Annotated in this window: 15 protein-coding genes and 1 pseudogene; 6 read left to right on the top strand and 10 right to left on the bottom strand. The window is 60.8% G+C overall.

The window, feature by feature from the left end; all coding sequences use genetic code 11:
* The first annotated feature begins 132 nt into the window (after positions 1-132).
* Both KUIN1_RS15230 and KUIN1_RS15225 read left to right on the top strand, forming a co-directional pair.
* On the top strand, positions 133-963 hold the full coding sequence (locus tag KUIN1_RS15230; protein WP_003400617.1) for an undecaprenyl-diphosphate phosphatase: 831 nt from the start codon (positions 133-135) through the stop codon (positions 961-963).
* A complete protein-coding gene (locus tag KUIN1_RS15225; protein WP_152092102.1) occupies positions 960-1,394 on the top strand; it encodes a DUF1294 domain-containing protein in 435 nt (144 codons plus the stop codon). The genes KUIN1_RS15230 and KUIN1_RS15225 overlap by 4 nt, the downstream gene beginning before the upstream one ends.
* Here the strand turns inward: KUIN1_RS15225 and KUIN1_RS15220 are convergent.
* Positions 1,389-1,757, bottom strand: coding sequence for an MmcQ/YjbR family DNA-binding protein (locus KUIN1_RS15220; RefSeq protein ID WP_057456819.1), 369 nt, complete (start codon positions 1,755-1,757; stop codon positions 1,389-1,391). The two genes, KUIN1_RS15225 and KUIN1_RS15220, sit on opposite strands and share 6 nt — an antisense overlap.
* A 126-nt stretch (positions 1,758-1,883) precedes the next feature.
* Here KUIN1_RS15220 and pcaD point away from each other — a divergent pair.
* The 4 genes and pseudogenes from pcaD to KUIN1_RS15200 all read left to right on the top strand — a co-directional run bounded on the left by pcaD (position 1,884) and on the right by KUIN1_RS15200 (position 5,811).
* Positions 1,884-2,674 (top strand): annotated as a pseudogene (gene pcaD / locus KUIN1_RS15215) (3-oxoadipate enol-lactonase).
* 80 nt (positions 2,675-2,754) lie between these two features.
* Complete coding sequence (locus KUIN1_RS15210; protein ID WP_058821904.1) at positions 2,755-3,714, top strand: LysR family transcriptional regulator; 960 nt, start codon at positions 2,755-2,757, stop codon at positions 3,712-3,714.
* Positions 3,715-3,788: 74 nt separating this feature from the next.
* The gene (locus KUIN1_RS15205; protein ID WP_152092101.1) at positions 3,789-4,397 is read left to right on the top strand and encodes an FMN-dependent NADH-azoreductase; all 609 of its coding nucleotides are present in this window, start codon (positions 3,789-3,791) and stop codon (positions 4,395-4,397) included.
* A 373-nt stretch (positions 4,398-4,770) separates the two neighbouring features.
* Entirely contained in the window at positions 4,771-5,811 is a 1,041-nt protein-coding gene (locus tag KUIN1_RS15200) for an alpha/beta hydrolase family protein (RefSeq protein ID WP_011268147.1), read from the top strand.
* A 9-nt stretch (positions 5,812-5,820) separates the two neighbouring features.
* Here KUIN1_RS15200 and KUIN1_RS15195 read toward each other — a convergent pair whose 3' ends face one another.
* The 9 genes from KUIN1_RS15195 to treZ form a co-directional block, all read right to left on the bottom strand.
* Positions 5,821-6,474 carry a glycosyltransferase gene (locus KUIN1_RS15195; protein ID WP_003400627.1) on the bottom strand — a complete coding sequence of 218 codons (654 nt, stop codon included), beginning with the start codon at positions 6,472-6,474 and terminating at the stop codon, positions 5,821-5,823.
* Complete coding sequence (locus tag KUIN1_RS15190) at positions 6,443-7,069, bottom strand: SAM-dependent methyltransferase (protein WP_060409404.1); 627 nt, start codon at positions 7,067-7,069, stop codon at positions 6,443-6,445. The genes KUIN1_RS15195 and KUIN1_RS15190 overlap by 32 nt, the downstream gene beginning before the upstream one ends.
* Positions 7,066-7,839 carry a PIG-L deacetylase family protein gene (locus KUIN1_RS15185; protein WP_152092100.1) on the bottom strand — a complete coding sequence of 258 codons (774 nt, stop codon included), beginning with the start codon at positions 7,837-7,839 and terminating at the stop codon, positions 7,066-7,068. Before KUIN1_RS15185 ends, KUIN1_RS15190 begins: the two co-directional genes overlap by 4 nt.
* A 13-nt stretch (positions 7,840-7,852) precedes the next feature.
* Entirely contained in the window at positions 7,853-8,866 is a 1,014-nt protein-coding gene (locus tag KUIN1_RS15180; protein WP_011268143.1) for an acyl-CoA dehydrogenase family protein, read from the bottom strand.
* On the bottom strand, positions 8,863-11,046 hold the full coding sequence (gene glgX / locus KUIN1_RS15175; protein ID WP_011268142.1) for a glycogen debranching protein GlgX: 2,184 nt from the start codon (positions 11,044-11,046) through the stop codon (positions 8,863-8,865). Before glgX ends, KUIN1_RS15180 begins: the two co-directional genes overlap by 4 nt.
* Before the next feature lie 156 nt (positions 11,047-11,202).
* Positions 11,203-11,604, bottom strand: a complete 402-nt coding sequence (locus KUIN1_RS15170) for a DUF2934 domain-containing protein (protein WP_011268141.1) — start codon at positions 11,602-11,604, stop codon at positions 11,203-11,205.
* Positions 11,605-11,621: 17 nt separating this feature from the next.
* Entirely contained in the window at positions 11,622-14,405 is a 2,784-nt protein-coding gene (locus KUIN1_RS15165; protein WP_152092099.1) for a malto-oligosyltrehalose synthase, read from the bottom strand.
* On the bottom strand, positions 14,402-16,480 hold the full coding sequence (malQ, locus tag KUIN1_RS15160; protein ID WP_024641515.1) for a 4-alpha-glucanotransferase: 2,079 nt from the start codon (positions 16,478-16,480) through the stop codon (positions 14,402-14,404). The genes KUIN1_RS15165 and malQ overlap by 4 nt, the downstream gene beginning before the upstream one ends.
* Positions 16,470-18,284, bottom strand: coding sequence for a malto-oligosyltrehalose trehalohydrolase (gene treZ / locus KUIN1_RS15155; protein WP_024641514.1), 1,815 nt, complete (start codon positions 18,282-18,284; stop codon positions 16,470-16,472). Before treZ ends, malQ begins: the two co-directional genes overlap by 11 nt.
* Positions 18,285-18,298: the final 14 nt, after the last annotated feature.

Genomic DNA, 18,298 nt, shown 5'->3' with positions numbered 1-18,298 from the left:
GCTAGCATTCCGCGCCGTGCATTTGCGCGAGTTTCTTCAAGCTTCGTTCAGGCATGTAGCGGCATAGTGGCAAGCATTTTTTACACGACAACATTAAACAGCGAGCCTGCGGCATCGCTTCATGGGGGAATGATGGATCTTTGGACCGCTGCTCAGGCGTTGATATTGGGTGTTGTAGAAGGGCTGACGGAGTTCCTGCCGATCTCCAGTACCGGGCATCAGATCATCGTCGCCGACCTGATCGATTTTGGCGGCGAGCGCGCCATGGCCTTCAACATCATCATTCAGTTGGGGGCGATTCTGGCAGTAGTCTGGGAGTTTCGGCGCAAGATCCTCGACGTCGTCGTGGGTTTGCCCAAACAGCAACAAGCGCAGCGTTTCACCCTCAACCTGCTGATCGCCTTCATGCCGGCCGTGGTGCTGGGCGTGATCTTCGCCGATACCATTCACCACTACCTGTTCAATGCCATTACCGTGGCCACGGCGCTGGTCATCGGTGGGGTGATCATGCTTTGGGCCGAGCGCCGCGAGCACACCGTGCGCACCGAAACCGTCGATGATATGAGCTGGAGCGATGCGCTCAAAATAGGCTTGGTACAGTGCCTGGCGATGATCCCCGGCACCTCGCGTTCGGGTTCGACGATCATTGGCGGCCTGCTGTTCGGCCTGTCCCGCAAGGCGGCGACCGAATTCTCGTTCTTCCTGGCCATGCCGACCATGGTCGGTGCCGCGGTGTATTCGGGCTACAAGTACCGTGACATGTTTCGCCCGGACGACTTTGCGGTGTTTGCTATCGGCTTCGTTACTTCGTTCATTTTTGCGATGATCGCAGTGCGCGGTTTGCTCAAGTTCATTGCCACTCACAGCTATGCGGTGTTCGCCTGGTATCGCATAGCTTTTGGCCTGCTGATTCTGGCGACCTGGCAGTTCGGCTGGATCGACTGGGCATCGGCCAAGGCATGACAGCGAGCCGCGAGTCGTCACGGCCAGCCAGCCGTGGCAGGTCGCCGGTCCGGCAACTGCGCTTGAAGGTCCTGGCGTTGTTGCTGCTGTGTGCGTTACCGGTCTACGGAACGGCATCGCTGTGGCTGAGGCAGGTCACGCCGATTCCGGCGCTGGTCCTGATCGTCATGAGCCTGCTGGCGTTCGTGCTTTACCGGCATGACAAGCGACAGGCCGGCAACGCCGGCCAGCGCACGCCGGAGAACGTCCTGCATGGCGTCGAGCTGCTCGGCGGCTGGCCCGGCGCGCTGCTGGCGCAACAGGTGTTCCGGCACAAGACCCGCAAGGTGTCGTTTCAGATCGTGTTCTGGCTGATCGTGCTGGTGCATCAGGCGCTGTGGATTGACTGGCTGTTTATGGGCAAGCGGCTTTTGCAGCTGTTGCCGTTATAGCTTAAGGCCGATCTGTTGCCGTTTCGGCAGCCTGCCGACCACCAACTGGTGCGAGCGGGTCAGCAGATCGCGCAACTCATCGGTGCTCAGCGTCTGTACGTTTGCCACGCTGATCCAGTGCGCACGCGCCAGGTAGGGCGCAGGTCGTATGCCGGGTCGATCCACGTAACCCAGAAACAATTCCGGGTGGACCTTGAACGCAAGGTCCTCGCCGGTCAGATCCATGACCGCGAACATTTTCTTTTCGGCGACGGAAAAAACCCGCACGCCGCCCCACTTGTAGTCTTCACGCGCACCCGGCAGATCGAGACAGAATCTGGCGATGTCCTCCTTGTGCAGGCTCTTTTGCGGGCTCTTTGGCATGGATGCTCCCTGGGTTTTGACGGCGCACGGTAAGCTGTTCGATAGCCGCACGGATATTCGATCAGCCGATTGTATGCTGCTGCGACACTCATTAGTGTGCAGCTTTGTCTTTCTCCGGAGTCTCGAATGTCTGCCGTGCAACTCGCTGATGGTCAACTGAACTACCTGCTCGAAGGCCCGGCGGGCGCGCCGGTGCTGGTCTTGTCCAATTCCCTGGGCACTGATCTGCACATGTGGGACAACCAGGTGCCTGCCTTCAGCCGGCACTTTCAGGTGTTGCGTTACGACACGCGCGGCCATGGCAAATCGCTGGTCAGCGAGGGCAGTTACAGCATCGAGCAAAACGCTCGCGACGTGTTGGCGCTACTCGACGCGCTGGGCATCGACAAGGCTTTCTTCTGCGGCCTGTCCATGGGGGGCTGATCGGCCAATGGCTGGCAATCAATGCGCCGCAGCGCCTGCACAAGGTCGTGCTGTGCAATACGGCCGCCAAAATCGGCAACCCCGATGTCTGGAATCCTCGCATCGAAACCGTGCTGCGTGACGGCCAGGCAGCCATGGTCGCGTTGCGCGATGCCTCGATCGCACGCTGGTTCACACCTTCCTTCGCGGACGCCGAGCCTGCTGCCGTCGACACGGTCGTCGGCATGCTGGCATGCACCTCGCCACAGGGTTACGCGGCCAATTGCGCGGCTGTGCGCGATGCGGATTTCCGGGAGCAGATCGCGTCCATCGAGCTGCCGGTGCTGGTGGTCTGTGGCACGCAGGATGCTGTAACGACCCCGGCGGACGGGCGTTTCATGGTCGAACGGATTAAGGGGGCGCAGATCATCGAACTGCACGCGGCGCACCTGTCCAGTGTCGAAGCGGGTGAGGCATTCACTGTACCGGTGCTGGCATTTCTGACTGCCGAATGACCCGGTGCGATCCTCAGTCCCGGTCTTGAGGCACGGGGCACGGCGCTGCATACTCCCGGCTCTGAAAACGAGGTGGCCGGGTGTTTGATCTCAACGATCTGTTTTATTTCGTCCAGGTGGTCGAGTGCCTTGGCTTTGCGCCTGCAAGCCGCAAGCTGGGGATCCCCAAGTCCAAGCTCAGCCGGCGCATTGCCGGGCTTGAGGAGCGTCTGGGTGTGCGCCTGATTCACCGCTCGACGCGCACCTTCGCGGTGACCGAAAGCGGGCGTGACTATTACGCGCACTGCGTGGCCATGCTGGTCGAGGCCGAGGCGGCCGAAGAGGCCATCCTGCGTTCCAAATCCGAACCGCAGGGCAGGGTGGTAATCAGTTGTCCCCCTGCTTTGGCGGCGATGGGCTTCAACGAGACCATCGCCCGTTTCGCGGCCGAGCACCCCAAGGTTCAGATCCAGGTCGAAAGTACCAACCGACGCGTCGACCCGCTGACCGAGAACATCGACATTGCGCTGCGTGTGCGCTTTCCACCGCTGGAGGACGACGGGCTGGTGGTCAAGAAGCTTGGGCACAGTGCCCAGCGTCTGGTGGCACGCGCCGACCTGGCGGCCAGGCTGTCGGCAACGCCTTCTCTCGACGCGCTGTCGACGCTGCCCAGCCTCGACATGCCTTCTTCGAATCATGAGCACCGCTGGTTGCTGGAGACGCAGCCCGGCCACTATGCCGAAATACGCCACACGCCCCGGCTCATCAGTTCGGACCTGGACATGATGCTGCAGGCTGCCTTGCAGGGTGTCGGTGTGGCCCAGCTTCCAGAGCTGATTGTCAGGGAAGCCTTGCAGGACGGACGCCTGGTAGAGCTGTTCAGCGAGCACCGACCCAAGTGCGGCATCGTGCATGCCGTGTTCGCCTCGCGCCGTGGCCTGCTTCCTGCCGTCAGAGGCCTGCTGGATGTGTTCGAGACCTCATTCAAAGAGCTGAGCCTGAGCCCCGACTCACTCTATTGTTCTCTTAATAGAACGAACAGTCGCATTCAAGACCACTAATCATCTATTGCGATCAAGGATAGGATGCTCGCCACTTCATCGCTCAGTGGCGATTTTCTTATGGGAGCTACGTTATGAATCTATTGCACCTCGACTCCAGCATCCTCGGCGATCACTCTGCTTCGCGTCAGCTGACCCATGAGGTTGTCCAGGCCTACCTGACTGCGCACGCCGACAGCCAGGTCACCTACCGCGATCTGGCCAGCGATGCGCTTGGGCATTTCTCTGCCGCCAGCCTCGCCGCAGCGGGCACGCCGGTAGAAGTCCGTGACGCCGCCCAGCAGCAGGAAGTGGCAGGCAACGAAGCCACGTTGCAGCAGTTTCTCGATTCGGACGTGCTGGTCATCGGCGCACCCATGTACAACTTCACCATTCCGACTCAGCTGAAAGCCTGGTTTGACCGGATTCTGATCGCGGGTCGCACGTTCCGTTACTCCGAAGCAGGTCCTGAAGGCCTGTGTGGCGGCAAGAAAGTCATTATCGTCTCTACCTCGGGCGGTCTGCACGCCGGGCAACCCACTGGCGTAGGTCACGAAGAGCTGCTCAAGACGCTATTTGCCTTCATCGGTATCACCGACCTGCAATTCGTCCGTGCCCACGGCCTGGCGTATGGCGAAGAGCCGCGTGCCAACGCCATGAGCTCTGCTCAGCAGTACATCCAGAACGAGTTGTTCGCGGCCTGATCGAGCGCGCTCTGCACAAAACTCCACAACCTGCGCGGGATTGCTGCCGGGTTGTGGAGTTTTTTTGTTTCTGATTCGTGGCGATGGGCTGCAGTGAGCGGCGCGTTGACGGGATACAACCTTGACAGCTTTCTTACAGGTAGCGGGGTTCTTAGGGGACTAAACTAGGGTTTTCGCGCACTGCTTGTCAGGCTGGCGGAAATATTCGCCCTCGCGAAAAAACAACGGGCAGTTTATGGCCCGGCTTGTGCACTATTTCTGTTTTCAACACTCATATCTGGGTGGGAACGGCGCGCTGGAGCATGATGCTCGACACAAGCGCTTGATGGATTGTCTGGACGAAGTTCCGGATTTGCAAAGGTTGGGCCTTGCCATGGTACGTCTTTGTGCAGTGATGCTGGTTTTCCTGCTCGATAGCCTTGTTTCGGTGCACGCTCAGGCGGATGAATCCTGGAGCGCGGGTTATCACCAGTTGAGTTTCCCTGATCCGCTGGATTCCCAGCCGGTCGAGGCCATCGCCTTTTACCCGTCGACCGCCGCCGAGCAAGTGAGCATGCTTCATGGTTACCGTGTCGAGGCCGGTGAAGAAGCGCCCATCGCAATGGGCCGTTTCCCCTTGTTGTTGCTGTCGCACGGCAACACCGGTACCCCGCTGGCACTGCATGACCTGGCCACTTCGCTGGCCCGCCAGGGGTTTGTGGTGGTTGCCGTGGTCCATCCTGGCGACAATGATCGCGATCACAGCCGTCTCGGCAGCCTGAGTAACCTGTACGGGCGACCGCTGCAGATTTCCGAAGCGATCAGCACGGCCTTGCTCGACCCCTTGCTGGCCCCCTATCTCAATGCCCGGCAAGTGGGCGTGATCGGTTATTCGGCCGGTGGCGAAACCGCGCTGATTCTCGCCGGCGCACAACCTGATCTGCAGCGTCTGCGTCAGTACTGCGCCGAGCGCCCGACAGACCGTGATGCGTGCAAGACGCAGGGCGAACTGGTCGCGGACCGTGATGACCTTCACGCTCAGGCGGATCCGCGGGTCGGCGCATTGATGTTGATGGCCCCGTTGAGTCTGATGTTCGGCCGTCATACGCTGGGTGATGTGCACGTGCCGGTACTGATGTACGCGGGGGATGACGATCAGTTGCTGGCGATCGACCGAAACGCAGAGGCGCTGGCGCGCAAGCTGCCGCAGCCACCCGACTACAAGTTACTCGCCGGCGCAGGGCACTTTGTCTTCATGGCACCGTGCAGTGATGAGCAGCGCGCGAGTGCGCCGTTGCTGTGCAATGACCCTGACGGCGTGGACCGCGAGGATATTCACCGTAACCTGAGTGCCGAAGCGGTGCGCTTCTTCAGTGCGGCGCTCAATTCCGCAGACGATGACCGTTCAGGCATGCAGACGGCGCATCATCAGTAAACACGCCGTTCAGGCATTCAGCGAACTCAGAAAATCGCCGAACCCGCCCCTGGCTTTCGAGTCGAGGCGGGTGCTGGTTGTGACCTTCGGGCGGCAGCTCCAGGCAATCCGCGCACCGATCAATTCCAGTTGCCGAACCAGGTGCACGTCCTCGTGGCAGGGCAGTGCCGGAAATCCACCGGCGCTGATATACGCAATCGAGCTGACGCCCAGGTTGGCACCATGAATGTGTCGGTGGCCGTCACGGTGCTGATAATGCTGCAGGTAAGCGGCCTGTGCGGCCGCCGAGATGTCCTTGCTCCAGTCGCCGGGCGTCACCGTTCCGCACACCGCGTCGGCATCCAGCGCCAGCTGTTCGGCAAGCCAGTCGTTGGCCACGGTACTGTCGCCATCGGTACACGCCAGCCAGCGTGCGCCCCGGTCGAGAAGAAACTCCGCGCCCTGTGCCCGAGCCTGGCCCACGTTGCGCGCCGACACTTCGAGAATCATCACGCCATGCGCCCGTGCGATCTCCGCCGAGCGATCGGTGCAGCTGTCGAGAACCACCAGCACTTCCACGCATTCGCCCTTGAGGTCGGGGTGTGCAGCCGCCTGCTTTATCGTTTCGAGACACAAGTCGAGTAACTGCTCTTCATTGTGCACCGGGATCAGAATGCCGATCATCGGAGAATTCCTGTTCTGCTACGGATGTTCCATCACGACTCCACAGGTCCAGCAGGAAATCCTGTTCGTGATGACTGAAAAGTCGGTGCATGGACAAGCGTGCAGCAAGGATGTCGTGAACCGCCTCGGCGTTCAGCGGGCAGCCTTCGATATCGGGCCGCCAGTGACAGGCGAGCAACTGGCCGTCCGGTGTCAGGGCCGCCAGTGCGCGGTCGATCAGGCCGTGCAGGTCGTCGGCGTCCAGGTAATAACCTATCTCGCTGAAGACGATCAGGTCGAATTCGCCCTGCGGCCATTGCTGCGGCAAACGCGCCTGCAACACTCGGACATGGGGCTGGTCGGCCAGACGCTTGCGTGCCAGATCCACCGCCAGATTCGAGGTGTCGCAGCACACCAGTGCATCGCAGCGCCCGGCAAGGTCGGCACTGAGTTCGCCGTTGGCACAGCCGGGCTCGAATATCGAGCGGTAGCGTTCGCGGGGCAGGGCCGCCAGGGTCAGGGCGCGCTTGCGCCGTTCATACCAGCGTTGCTTGAATGCCCACGGGTCATCGTTGTTGAGAAACAGCTCATTGAAATAACTGTCCTCGACGCTCATGTGAACACCACTTCAAAGGGCTGCAGCAGCCTTTCCAGCACTGTGTCCGGCAAAACCGGGGAAAGACCGATGGCCGGATCACCCTGCAACTGACTGGTGAACGCCTGGGCGGCATTGCGTTTATGGGCCAGCGTCACCGGATCGAGCAGCAGCTTGCGCGCTCTGTCCCACGGCAGACGCTGGTCTTCAGGGTCAGCCCAGTGCCAGGCCCAGACCGGCACTTCGTGGAACTGTGCTCCGGTTGACGCGCAGGCCTTGGCACTGGCTCTGCCGACCGCTTCATGGTCGCTGTGGCCATCTTCTGCCCAGGTGGCGAACACCACGTCGGCAGGGCCCAGATGCTGTTCAAGAAAAGTCACCAGCTGATCTTCCGCTGCGGCCACGGCGCCGTCCTGAAGGCCACCACGCAACCACTCAAGGCGCTCGGCAGGTATGCCGAGGCGATTCAAGGCTTCGGCACTTTCCTCAGGTCGGGCTTTGGACAGACGATCGACGGGCCAGAGCGTGGAGCCTGGATGGCTGGCTGTACCATCGGTGACCGAGATCAGTAACAGATTGCGTTCCAGTTGTGCCAACTGGCTCATCAGACCGCCACAGGCCAATACTTCATCATCCGGGTGCGGGGCGATGATCACGGCTCGGCAATTGGTCGGCACCAGCAGGTCAGCGGTGATCACAGGCAGGCCGTGCAGCCTGGTCGAAGCATTCCAGGCGGCGAGGGAAGTACCCTGGCCGGACTCGTCATCACTCACTACGAACCCTTCACTCATGTTCGATACGCTCTCATAGTGACCACGTCCGTGCAGCGGGCAACGCCTTGCCGGCCAACTGGCCCAATGCCGCCAGGTCCTGTTCGGCGTGGCTCTGACGCAGGAAAACCGGCAGATCGGTGATCAGCCGGGCAAAGTGCGGGTCTTTGCAATAAGGCCCGGCGCCGACGGCCCGGCCCACATGCTGGATCACCAGGTCGGCGGCTTGCTCTACATAAGCACGGCAGCGTCTGGCAAGCACTTCGGCATTGTCGGTCGGGGCCTGATCCAGGTGCGTGGCAGCGGCGCGCAACACATCGATTGCGGCGTGCAGCGCTACGTCCGCAGCGCCGAGGTGCGCGAGGGCGTGCGGCTCTTCGCGCTTGCCGACATGGGCCAGCAGGCGCTGCGCAATGGCGCGTGATGCACCGTACCAACAGGCCGCGATGCCGATGCCGCCCTGCCAGAAGCCAGGTCTGTCGAGATAGCCACCAGGCGCACCGATCGCTTGACCGATGGCGTTGTCGAAGACCACATCAATGCTGCCGGTCGCACCCATGCCCACTGCGCGCCAACCGTCGCTGGTCATGTGTACGCCGGGCTGGTCAAGGCGTACTGCAACCAGCTGCTGGCGATGATCGGCGTCCCATGCCGTGATCAACGCATGGCTCAATGCCGAAGCGCCTGAGCACCATGCCTTGCGGCCGTGCAGGCGCAAGGCATCACCTGCGCCGCTGATATTCACCCGTGCCTGCGGCGGCTCTGCCGCCCACATGCCCCAGGTGCTGAATTGTTCGGGGGGCGGGGCACCCAGTTCGGCCATGATCGCCAAGGCGTCTGTGTGCCCCTCGTACAACTTGCACAACCCCAGGTCGTGGCCTGCAACACAGGCCAGCGCCCGCCAGCGCTCAAGTGTCTGACCGCGGGCAGGCAGGGGAAGCTGATCCAGACCTTCATTGACCAATGCCTGTAAGCACTCGCCCAGCGCACGCGTATCGGCATAACCGTGCTTGCGCCAGTCGAGGAACTCACTCAAGGCATCAATCATTGCTGGTCTTCACGCTTCAGTTCGAACAGCAGCAGGGAACGCGGCGTTACGGTGTATTGCGAACCGAACGCAAAGTGCTCCTTGCTGCGTGCATCATCCTGATTGGTGTCGATCAGGCACTCGTAATGGGTACCTTCAGGCACTTCCGGCAGGGTGAAGTTGACGCCGTCGTGATGCGCGTTGACCACCAGTAACAGCGTGGCGTCGGCACCCGCGCGACGGATGCCGGTTTCCTGTGCGCGACCATCCATCAGCATGCCCAGGCAACGGCCATTGGCATCGTGCCACTGCTCAACACTCATCTCGTTGCCATCCGGAGCAAGCCAGGTGACGTCCTTGACGCCGATCTCTTCGTTGTAGTCGCCTACCAGGAAGCGGCTGCGACGCAGGATCGGGTAGGTCTGACGCAGCTTGATCACGCGGGTGACGAACTTGAGCAGCGCTTCGCCATCTTCGTCCAGATCCCAGTTGATCCAGCCAATCTCGCTGTCCTGGCAGTAGGCATTGTTGTTGCCGTGCTGAGTGCGCGCGAACTCGTCGCCCGCAACAATCATCGGCGTGCCTTGTGCCAGCAGCAGGGTGGCGAAGAAGTTACGCATCTGGCGCAGACGCAGGCTGTTGATTTCCGGATCTTCGGTCGGACCTTCGACGCCATGGTTCCAGGACAGGTTGTTGTTGCTGCCATCCTGGTTGTTTTCGTCGTTAGCTTCGTTGTGCTTGTCGTTGTACGACACCAGGTCATGCAGCGTAAAACCATCGTGCGCAGTGATGAAGTTCACGGATGCCTGCGGACGACGGCCGCGCTGGTTGAACATGTTGCCGGACGCGGTCATGCGTGCAGCGAAGTCGGCCAGTTGAGCTTCGTCGCCTTTCCAGAAGGCACGAACCGTATCGCGGAACTTGTCGTTCCATTCCATCCAGCCTGGTGGGAAACCGCCCACCTGGTAGCCGCCCGGACCGCAGTCCCACGGCTCGGCGACCAGTTTGACCTGACGCAGCACCGGATCCTGACGGCAGGCGACCAGGAAGCTGTGGCGCTCGTCGAAACCATCGTGGTAGCGGCCCAGAATGGTCGCCAGGTCGAAGCGGAAGCCGTCGACGTGCATTTCCGAAGCCCAGTAGCGCAGCGAGTCGGTGACCATTTGCAATACGCAAGGGTGGCTCAGGTCGAGGGTGTTGCCAGTGCCCGAGTCGTTGATGTAGTAGCGCTTGTCGTCCGGCATCAGGCGGTAGTACGAGGCGTTGTCGATACCACGCATCGACAGGGTAGGGCCCAACTCGTTGCCTTCAGCGGTGTGGTTGTAGACCACATCGAGGATGACCTCGAGCCCGGCGTGGTGCAGGTGCGCAACCATCTCCTTGAACTCGGCAATCTTGCCGCTCGCCAGATAACGCGGGTCAGGGGCGAAGAACGCGATGCTGTTGTAGCCCCAGTAGTTGGTCATACCCTTCTGCAGCAAATGCTGGTCGTTGACGAAGGCATGAATCGGCAGCAGCTCGACGGAGGTCACCCCCAGCTTGCGAATGTGCTCGACGACCGGCGCTGATCCGAGACCGGCAAACGTGCCGCGCAGCTCTTCGGCCACCTCAGGGTGACGCATGGTGATGCCGCGTACGTGGGTTTCGTAGAAAATCGTTTTGTCCCAAGGCGTGCCAACGCGCTGATCACGGCCCCAGGTGTAGGCCTCGTCGATCACCTTGCTTTTCGGTACGAAAGGGGCGCTGTCGCGCTCGTCGAAGCTCAGGTCGCCGTCAGGATGGCCGATGGTGTAACCGAACAGCGCTTCCGACCACTTCAGTTCGCCGACCAGTTGCTTGGCGTACGGGTCGATCAGCAGCTTGTTGTGGTTGAAACGATGACCATTCTTCGGATCGTACGGGCCGTACACGCGATAGCCGTAGATCTGGCCCGGGTGCGCATCCGGCAGATAGCCGTGGTAAATCTCGTCGGTGTATTCCGGAAGTTCGATGCGTTCCAGTTCGATTTCGCCAGTGGAGTCGAACAGGCACAGCTCTACCTTGGTGGCGTTTGCCGAGAACAGGGCGAAGTTGACGCCCAGGCCATCCCAGCTTGCACCGAGAGGAAAGGGAAGTCCTTCACGAATGCGAGACGGGGTACTGCCAGGGTTGTCTAGCGGGGCTGAATTATCTTCTGCCGGTGTAGTGGACTTCGTATTCATGGTGACTTCCTGACGTCGAATGATTTTCTGAGCGGCCAAGGCCGCTATCGAAGCCGCGGGCTCCGATACTGACGATAATCTAAGGGGGTGTAGCAGGCCTCATCTCTGGTCAGAGCGAGACCTGCAATAATTGACCGGTGCGCGGCCAGAAGAGTTTCAAGAATTCGACGGCTTACGCGGCTTCTTGGGAGCAGGTTTGGCGGGCGCCTCTTTGGCAGGAGCGTCGGTTGCAGCGGCTGCAGCGGGCTTGGCCTTGGGAGCAGGTTTGGCAGCCGCCTTGGGTGCAGGCTTGGGCTTGGCTTCACCAGCAGGCTTTGGCGCAGGCGCCGATTTTGCAGCGGGCTTGGCTGCGCCCTTGGCAGGCGCCTTGGCGCTGTCTACCTCAGGCAGCTTGGGCTTGGTCGATTTGCGCACACCGGACTTGTTCGGCGCCAGCGCTTCGGCCTCGGCCAGCTTGCGCGCCATTTCCCAGTGACGCTCGTCGTGACCGGAAGGTTTGCCCTCCGATTCCCAGATTTGGTAAGCAAATTCGCGAATTCTTTTTTCGTCGGCACTCATCTTGAGACTCCCAGCTATTACATAGTTTGAATAAGCAAATTGACGGAAAATCTTTCAAGCGCTGCACTGAGCGGTACTTCCCGATCACTCGTCACGACAACGTCAGAAAAGAGTCCCTTCCAGTCAGAACCGGAGTCGGCAAACGGCAGCATGATCCGCGTGTCGCCCCAATTGGCAGCATTAATCAATGGAGTTTGCGCAGTACCCAATAGTTCACTGCATGTGCGTGGTACTACGATGATAGCGCGCACTCCGTGTGTCTCCCGGGCAAAGGCCATCACCTGTTCGGCGTGGCTGCCCTTTATTTCCAGAGGTTGATAACTGCCCTCGCTGAACAGTCCCGGATGTTCGGCACGCAGGTTCAAGACCTTCGCGATCAGTGCCTGCTTGATGCGCCCGTCTTTCCAGTCGGTCAGCAGGTCGGTAACGCTTGCATCTTCCGCCAGGGCCTGTTTCCGGGCAGCGTAGTCAACCGGGCGGCGGTTGTCCGGATCCACGAGGCTGAAGTCCCAGAACTCGGTGCCCTGATACAAGTCGGGAACACCGGGTACGCTCAAGCGTAGCAAGGTTTGCGCCAGACTGTTGAGCGCGCCGGCGGTGCCAATACGGTTGGCTGTCGCACTAAGGGATTGGCGCAACGCCAGGGCTTCCGGTGCCAGCAGCAAACGCTCCAGAAATTCGCGGCAAGCGGTTTCGTAGGGCTGATTCGGTGCACTCCAGCTACTTTGCAGCTTGGCTTCGCGCAGGGCCTTCTCTTGCCACTGCACCATGCGCTTGGCGTATTCCTGGTGGGCTTGTTCGCCTTCCAGGCTCAGCGGCCAGCTGCCCAGCAGGGCCTGATAAAGCATCAGTTCGTCGCCCGCGCTGATCGTCGGCTCGTCACCCTTGAGTGGCATTGCCAACTGTCTCCAGCGCTCCACCTGTTCGGCGTACCACGGGGCGCATTCACTCAGGACCGCGAGGCGCGTACGCGTATCTTCGCCACGCTTGTGATCGTGCGTTGCGGTGGTCAGCAGGTTGTCTGGAAACTTCTCCAGACGCTGCAGGCAGACCTGATGGAAGTCTTCCACCGGCGCACTGAAGTGCTGAGGATGGAAACCCACATCATTGCGCGACAGCAGCACGGCAGAGCGGTAGAACGAGGTGTCCTCGACGGACTTGGCGGCAACCGGGGAGGTCAGTTGCTGGAAGCGTACGCAGGCATTCTTGTAGAGCTTGCGCAGGGGGCCGCGTGGCAGTTTTCGCCACGGTTCGCCACCCAGCCAGCGTGCCAGATAATCCAGCACCTGCCAGTCGCCTTCGTTCAGGGTCGCGCGCGCGCCTTCCATTGCCTGCTGGAAATATTTGTCGTCCTGCGCCGAGCGGCCGCACACCGAGATATAGGTGCGATAAATCGGGAAGTTGACGATCAAGGCGAGCAGGGCACGGCGAATCGCACCCAGAGTGAGGTCGCGGCTCATCAAATCACTGCGAGCAACCTGCAGCAACGATTGGGCAACGTTCTCGAAATCGCCCGCCAGCGTGCCGTGCAAGACCAGATCACGGGCCACCAGCACTTCCTGATCGAAGTCAGCGGTACGTTCTGTCAGGCGGCTCCACAGCTCACCCAGAGGCTCTTCGCCCTTAGGGTCATGCTGCAGCAATGACACCTGGTTCATGAACTCGTAACCTGTCGTGCCGTCAACGCTCCAGTCTTTACGCAGCGGCTCGTCGGGGCCGAGGATTTTCTCGACGAAGATCGGCAGATGATCGATCTGCGCATGCTCGGGGCGCAGCTTGAGCAGGCCTTTGACCCGACGATGCAGCTTGCGACCGTAGCCGCGCGGGTCGGCCAGTCCATCGATGTGATCGATACGCAGCCCGTCGACCAGGCCGTCGGCAATCAGCTGAAATATTTTCCCGTGAGTGGCCTCGAATACCTGTGGCCGCTCGACACGCAGGCCGCCCAGCTCGTTAATGTCGAAGAAACGCCGCCAGTTGATGTCATCGCCGGCGGTGCGCCAGCTGGCCAGACGATAGTGCTGGCGCTCCAGCAACTGGTGCAGGCGCTGGAAGCCTTCCGGCATGCTGGAATCGAAATGCGCGAGGATCTGCTCGATACCCTTGAGCACCTGCGGGTCCTTGGCCAGCCCGGCCAACTCGGCCCTGGCCTGGCGTGCGCGCTCATAGGCTTGCGGGAACTGCGCCAGTGCGTTGAAACGCTGGGCCATGTCCTTCAATTGCGGCTGGTCCACGGTCTGCAACAGCGAGTCGTAGGTCAGTGGGCAGATCGGAAAATGATGCTGGTAGTGTTCGATGTAGAACGAACCGCGCTCGGCATCGAAACGCAGCGGGATTTCGCCAGCCTGCAATACCGTGCCGTAGTCGCTGCTCAGGAATGGCAGCAACAATTGCCCCTCCAGCAGCGGGTCGGGCGAATTCCACTGAATGTCGAAGAACTCTGCATACGGACTGCGACGGCCCCATTCCAGCAGGTCCAGCCACCATGGGTTGTCGGCACCACCGACCGCCATGTGGTTGGACACGATATCGAGAATCAGGCCCATGCCGTGCTCGCGCAAGGTCTCGACCAGGCGCAGCAGGGCAGGTTCGCCGCCCAGTTCCGGGTTGATGACCGTCGGGTCGACCACGTCATAGCCGTGCATCGAACCGGCACGCGCTTTGAGCAGTGGCGACGCGTAGAGGTGGCTGATACCCAGACTGGCGAAGTAGGGCACCAGCGGTACGGCGTCGTCGAGGGTGAAATCCTTGTGGAATTGCAGGCGCTGGGTGGCGCGCAACGGTTGTAATGGACGGGTCATTGATCACGCTCCGTAGCCTGCAGCCGGGATCGGGAGAGTAATTCCAGTCGTCGAGCAGCATTCGGGTTATCAAGCAGAGAGGCCGCATCGCCGGGAAGACGTCTGCGCCAGTTGGGGTGACTGTCAATGGTGCCGGGCAGGTTGGCCTGCTCCTCGACACCCAGCGCGTCTTCTATCGGCAGCAGTACCAGTGGCGCACGTGTATGACCCAGGTAGCTGATGCTCGCGTCGATGATCTGGGCCGGGTCTTCAGTCTCGGAGGGCAGACTGTCGATATTCTGGCTCAAGGCACGTCGCAGGCTTTCATATTCCCGGGTGCGCTCTTCGCGCCACTGCGATTCATGCTGTTCGTCAATGTGGCCGAGGCGCGCATTCCATTCGATATCCAGTTCGCTGAGCCAGCCTGCGAGGGTAGGCAGGTCGTGGGTACTGGTGGTCGCCAGCGCTTGATCCGACCAGTCGAGAATCGGCTTGAACTGACCATTGTTCTGTTCGAACAGCAGTACGCGCATCCCGAGAATCGCTCTGGCGCTGAGTTTTTCGCTCAAGCCTTCTGGCACCGTACCGAGGTCTTCACCCAGCACGATCGCCTTGTGTCGCCAGGATTCCAGACTCAGCAGGCGAAGCATGTCATCCAGCGGGAAATTCAAGTAAGCGCCTTCGCTCGGAGGTGCCCCTTGCGGGATGACCCAGAGGCGCTGCAAGCCCATGACATGGTCGATACGCAACCCGCCGGCATGGGCAAAGTTGGCCCGCAGCATCTCGATGAACGCACGAAAACCATTACGCTTGAGGCCGTCCGGCGAAAACGCGGAAATCCCCCAGCTCTGGCCGGCACGGTTGAGAATGTCAGGGGGGGCGCCGACGGTCAGGGCCGACAGCAACTCGTCCTGGCGGCTCCAGGCCTGGCTTCCGGCACCGTCGGCACCCACTGCCAGATCGGCAATCAGGCCGACGCGCATGCCGCTGCTGCGTGCTGCAACCTGTGCGCGTTCGAGACCACGGGCTATGAGCCATTGGGCGAAGGCGTGAAAGCTGATTTGCTCGCGATGGCTTTTGGCAAATGCTGCGACTGCGTCACTGCGAGGGTCTTTGAACTGCTCCGGCCATTCATGCCAGTTGTTGCCGATGTTCAGCGTTTCGGACTCGGCACACAGCGCCTCGAAGCGGCAGTGATTTTCCAGCGCTTCGCCACCGCTGTGGCGGAAGCTGTTGAAGTCTTCGTGCAGCGGGTGATCACCCGCACTGAAGCCTTCGTAAAGCGCGTGAAGCGCTTTCCATTTGGCGTTGGCCGCAGCTGGCCAGTCGATCAGCGTCTGTGTTTCAAGGCGCTTCATCTCGTCGCCGACACGCGCGTCTTCGATTGCTTGACGCCACGCACTTTCACCGAGAATCGCACCCGGCGACGCATACAGACTGTTGAGGAACAGCCTGCTGGAAGGGGAATAAGGACTGTAACGGTGAGGGTCGTTGGCGAACATGGCGTGGATCGGGCTGATGCCCAACGCGTCGGCACCTCGCTCGCCAGCAGAGCGCAAGACCTTCTCCAGTGCTTCTGTGTCACCAAAGCCGCCATCACCTTCGCGGCGCAAGCTGTAAAGCTGAGCGGTCAACCCCCAGCCGTGCGGCTTCGAGGTATCGGTAGCCATTGCCATGCTGAAGCAGGTTTTCGGCGCGACCGCGATGGTCAGGTGCTGGCCGGCAATTTCCAGCTGTTGATAGCCGGGCGGGGCCAGTGCCGGGAGCTCTGCATTCGAGGTGAGTCTGGCATCCAGCGAAGAACCGTCTTCGAGGTGTAGCGTGAATGGCGTCTGTGGAGCAAACCACTGAGACAGGTCCAGGTTGCTTTCCACATCAACCGTCAGCAGTGGCGGGGCACTGGCACCGTGACTGGCTTTTTGCAGGCGCAGCAGGCTGGCATCGATAGCCTCGCCGTTTTCAGCAGGATAGCCCAGCGCCTCCAGTACCTTGCGCAGCACATCAGGGCTGACGGTCTGCGGCCGAGCGTTGGCATCGACCCAGTGCACCGACAATCCTGCCTCGGTCGCAAGCCTCTCCAGTTGCTCATTGTTCATCCTGTTCCTCCAGAACATCACTCGCTTTCAGGCTGACAATGGCCGTGTAAGCATTGAGGGTGCCGGGTGGGGAAAGTTCGGACGATTTTTCGGCGCTGGAGAATATCTCGCGGGCACCCGTTTGTGGCGGCGCATCGACCGCATGCTCGCTGAGATTGAGGTCGATACGCAGTTCGCTGCCATCGCCCAGCGTCCAGCGCGCGCTGACCGCCTTGTCGCCGAGAGTATCGGTACTCAGGAAGCGTGCGCCCTGCAGGCGTGGCATGATTTCCTGATGCCGTAAAGCCAGCAACTGCGTGTAGAACTCCAGCCAGCTGCGATGATCCTGACCTATGTCGGTGTCGAGATCGACTGCGGAAAATGCCGGGCGTGAGGCTTCGAACGTCTTGATGTCGTTCGGATCAGGAATGTGCTCGCGCTTTTCCGGGTCGGCGAACGCGGCGAAATCAGCGAACTCCTTGCGACGTCCTTCGCGTACCGCATCGGCCAGTTCGCCGTGGTGGCTGGTGAAGAACAGAAACGGCTCGCTGGCCGCCCATTCATCGCCCATGAACATCAGCGGAATCATCGGTGAAAGCAGCAGCAGGGCGGTGGCGGCTTTCAATGCCGCAGGCGCACAGAGTTGCGGCAAGCGTTCACCGAGTGCGCGGTTGCCGATCTGATCATGGTTCTGCAGAAACAACACAAAAGCCGACGGCGGCAGGTGCGCACTTGGCTCGCCTCGCGTATGCCCGTGGCGCGTCGGTTCGCCTTGATAGACAAACCCCTCGCTGAGCAGGCGCGCAAGTTTTTGCGTCGGCTCTTTGGCGAAGTCGGAATAGTAGGCGTCGGTTTCACCGGTCAGCAGCACGTGGAGGGTGTTGTGCCCGTCGTCGTCCCACTGTGCATCGAAACCTTTTTCCAGAAGGCTGGCCTGGTTGAACTCGTTCTCCAGGTTCAGCCACACGTGTCTGCCGGGTTCAATGCGGCTACGAACCCGCTCCGCGAACTCCGGCAGGAAGGTCTTGTCGCGAATGGCGTGAACAGCGTCCATGCGCAGGCCGTCGAAGCGGTACTCAAGGAGCCACATCAGGGCATTGTCGACAAAAAAGTCGCGCACCTGCGGACGTCTGAAGTCGATCGCATCGCCCCACGGGGTGTGCAGGTCGCTGCGGAAAAACTCCTTGGCATAACTGCCCAGATAGTTGCCGTCCGGGCCGAAGTGGTTGTACACCACGTCCAGGATAACCATCAGGCCAAGACCGTGAGCGGTGTCGATCAGGTGCTTGAGCTGTTCAGGCGTGCCGTAGGACGATTGCGGAGCATAATGCAGAACGCCATCGTAGCCCCAGTTGCGATCACCGGGGAACTGCGCAAGCGGCATCAGCTCGATCGCGGTAACGCCCAGTCGGGCAAGTCGCGGCAGGTGCTTTTCCACCCCGGCGTAGCCACCCATGGCGCCCACGTGCAGCTCATAGATCACTGCTTCATGCCACGGACGACCGTTCCATGCAGTGTTCTGCCATGAATAAGCGTGAGGGTCGACTACGAGGCTTTCAGAGTGAACATCATCAACCTGTGCCCGGGAGGCGGGATCAGGAACGTCCAGCTCGTGGTCGATCCTGAAGCGGTAGCGGGTACCCGCCTTGCAGCGGGCCTCAAGTACGAACCAGCCGTCGGACTGCGGCAGCATGGCCAGCGACTGGCCATCCTGCAGTTCGACATTCACGAATGAGGCATCCGGTGCCCAGAGGGCAAACCGGGTGTGTTCAGGGTCCAACAAAACGGCGCCGTGGCGCCAGTTATCGTCTGTACGCAGTGGCATCCATTAAATCCTTA

Source organism: Pseudomonas sp. KUIN-1 (assembly GCF_009176725.1).
GTDB classification, from domain to species: domain Bacteria; phylum Pseudomonadota; class Gammaproteobacteria; order Pseudomonadales; family Pseudomonadaceae; genus Aquipseudomonas; species Aquipseudomonas fragariae.
The sequence above is the reverse complement of the archived record's forward strand: the minus strand, read 5'-3'. Positions and strand labels throughout refer to the sequence as shown.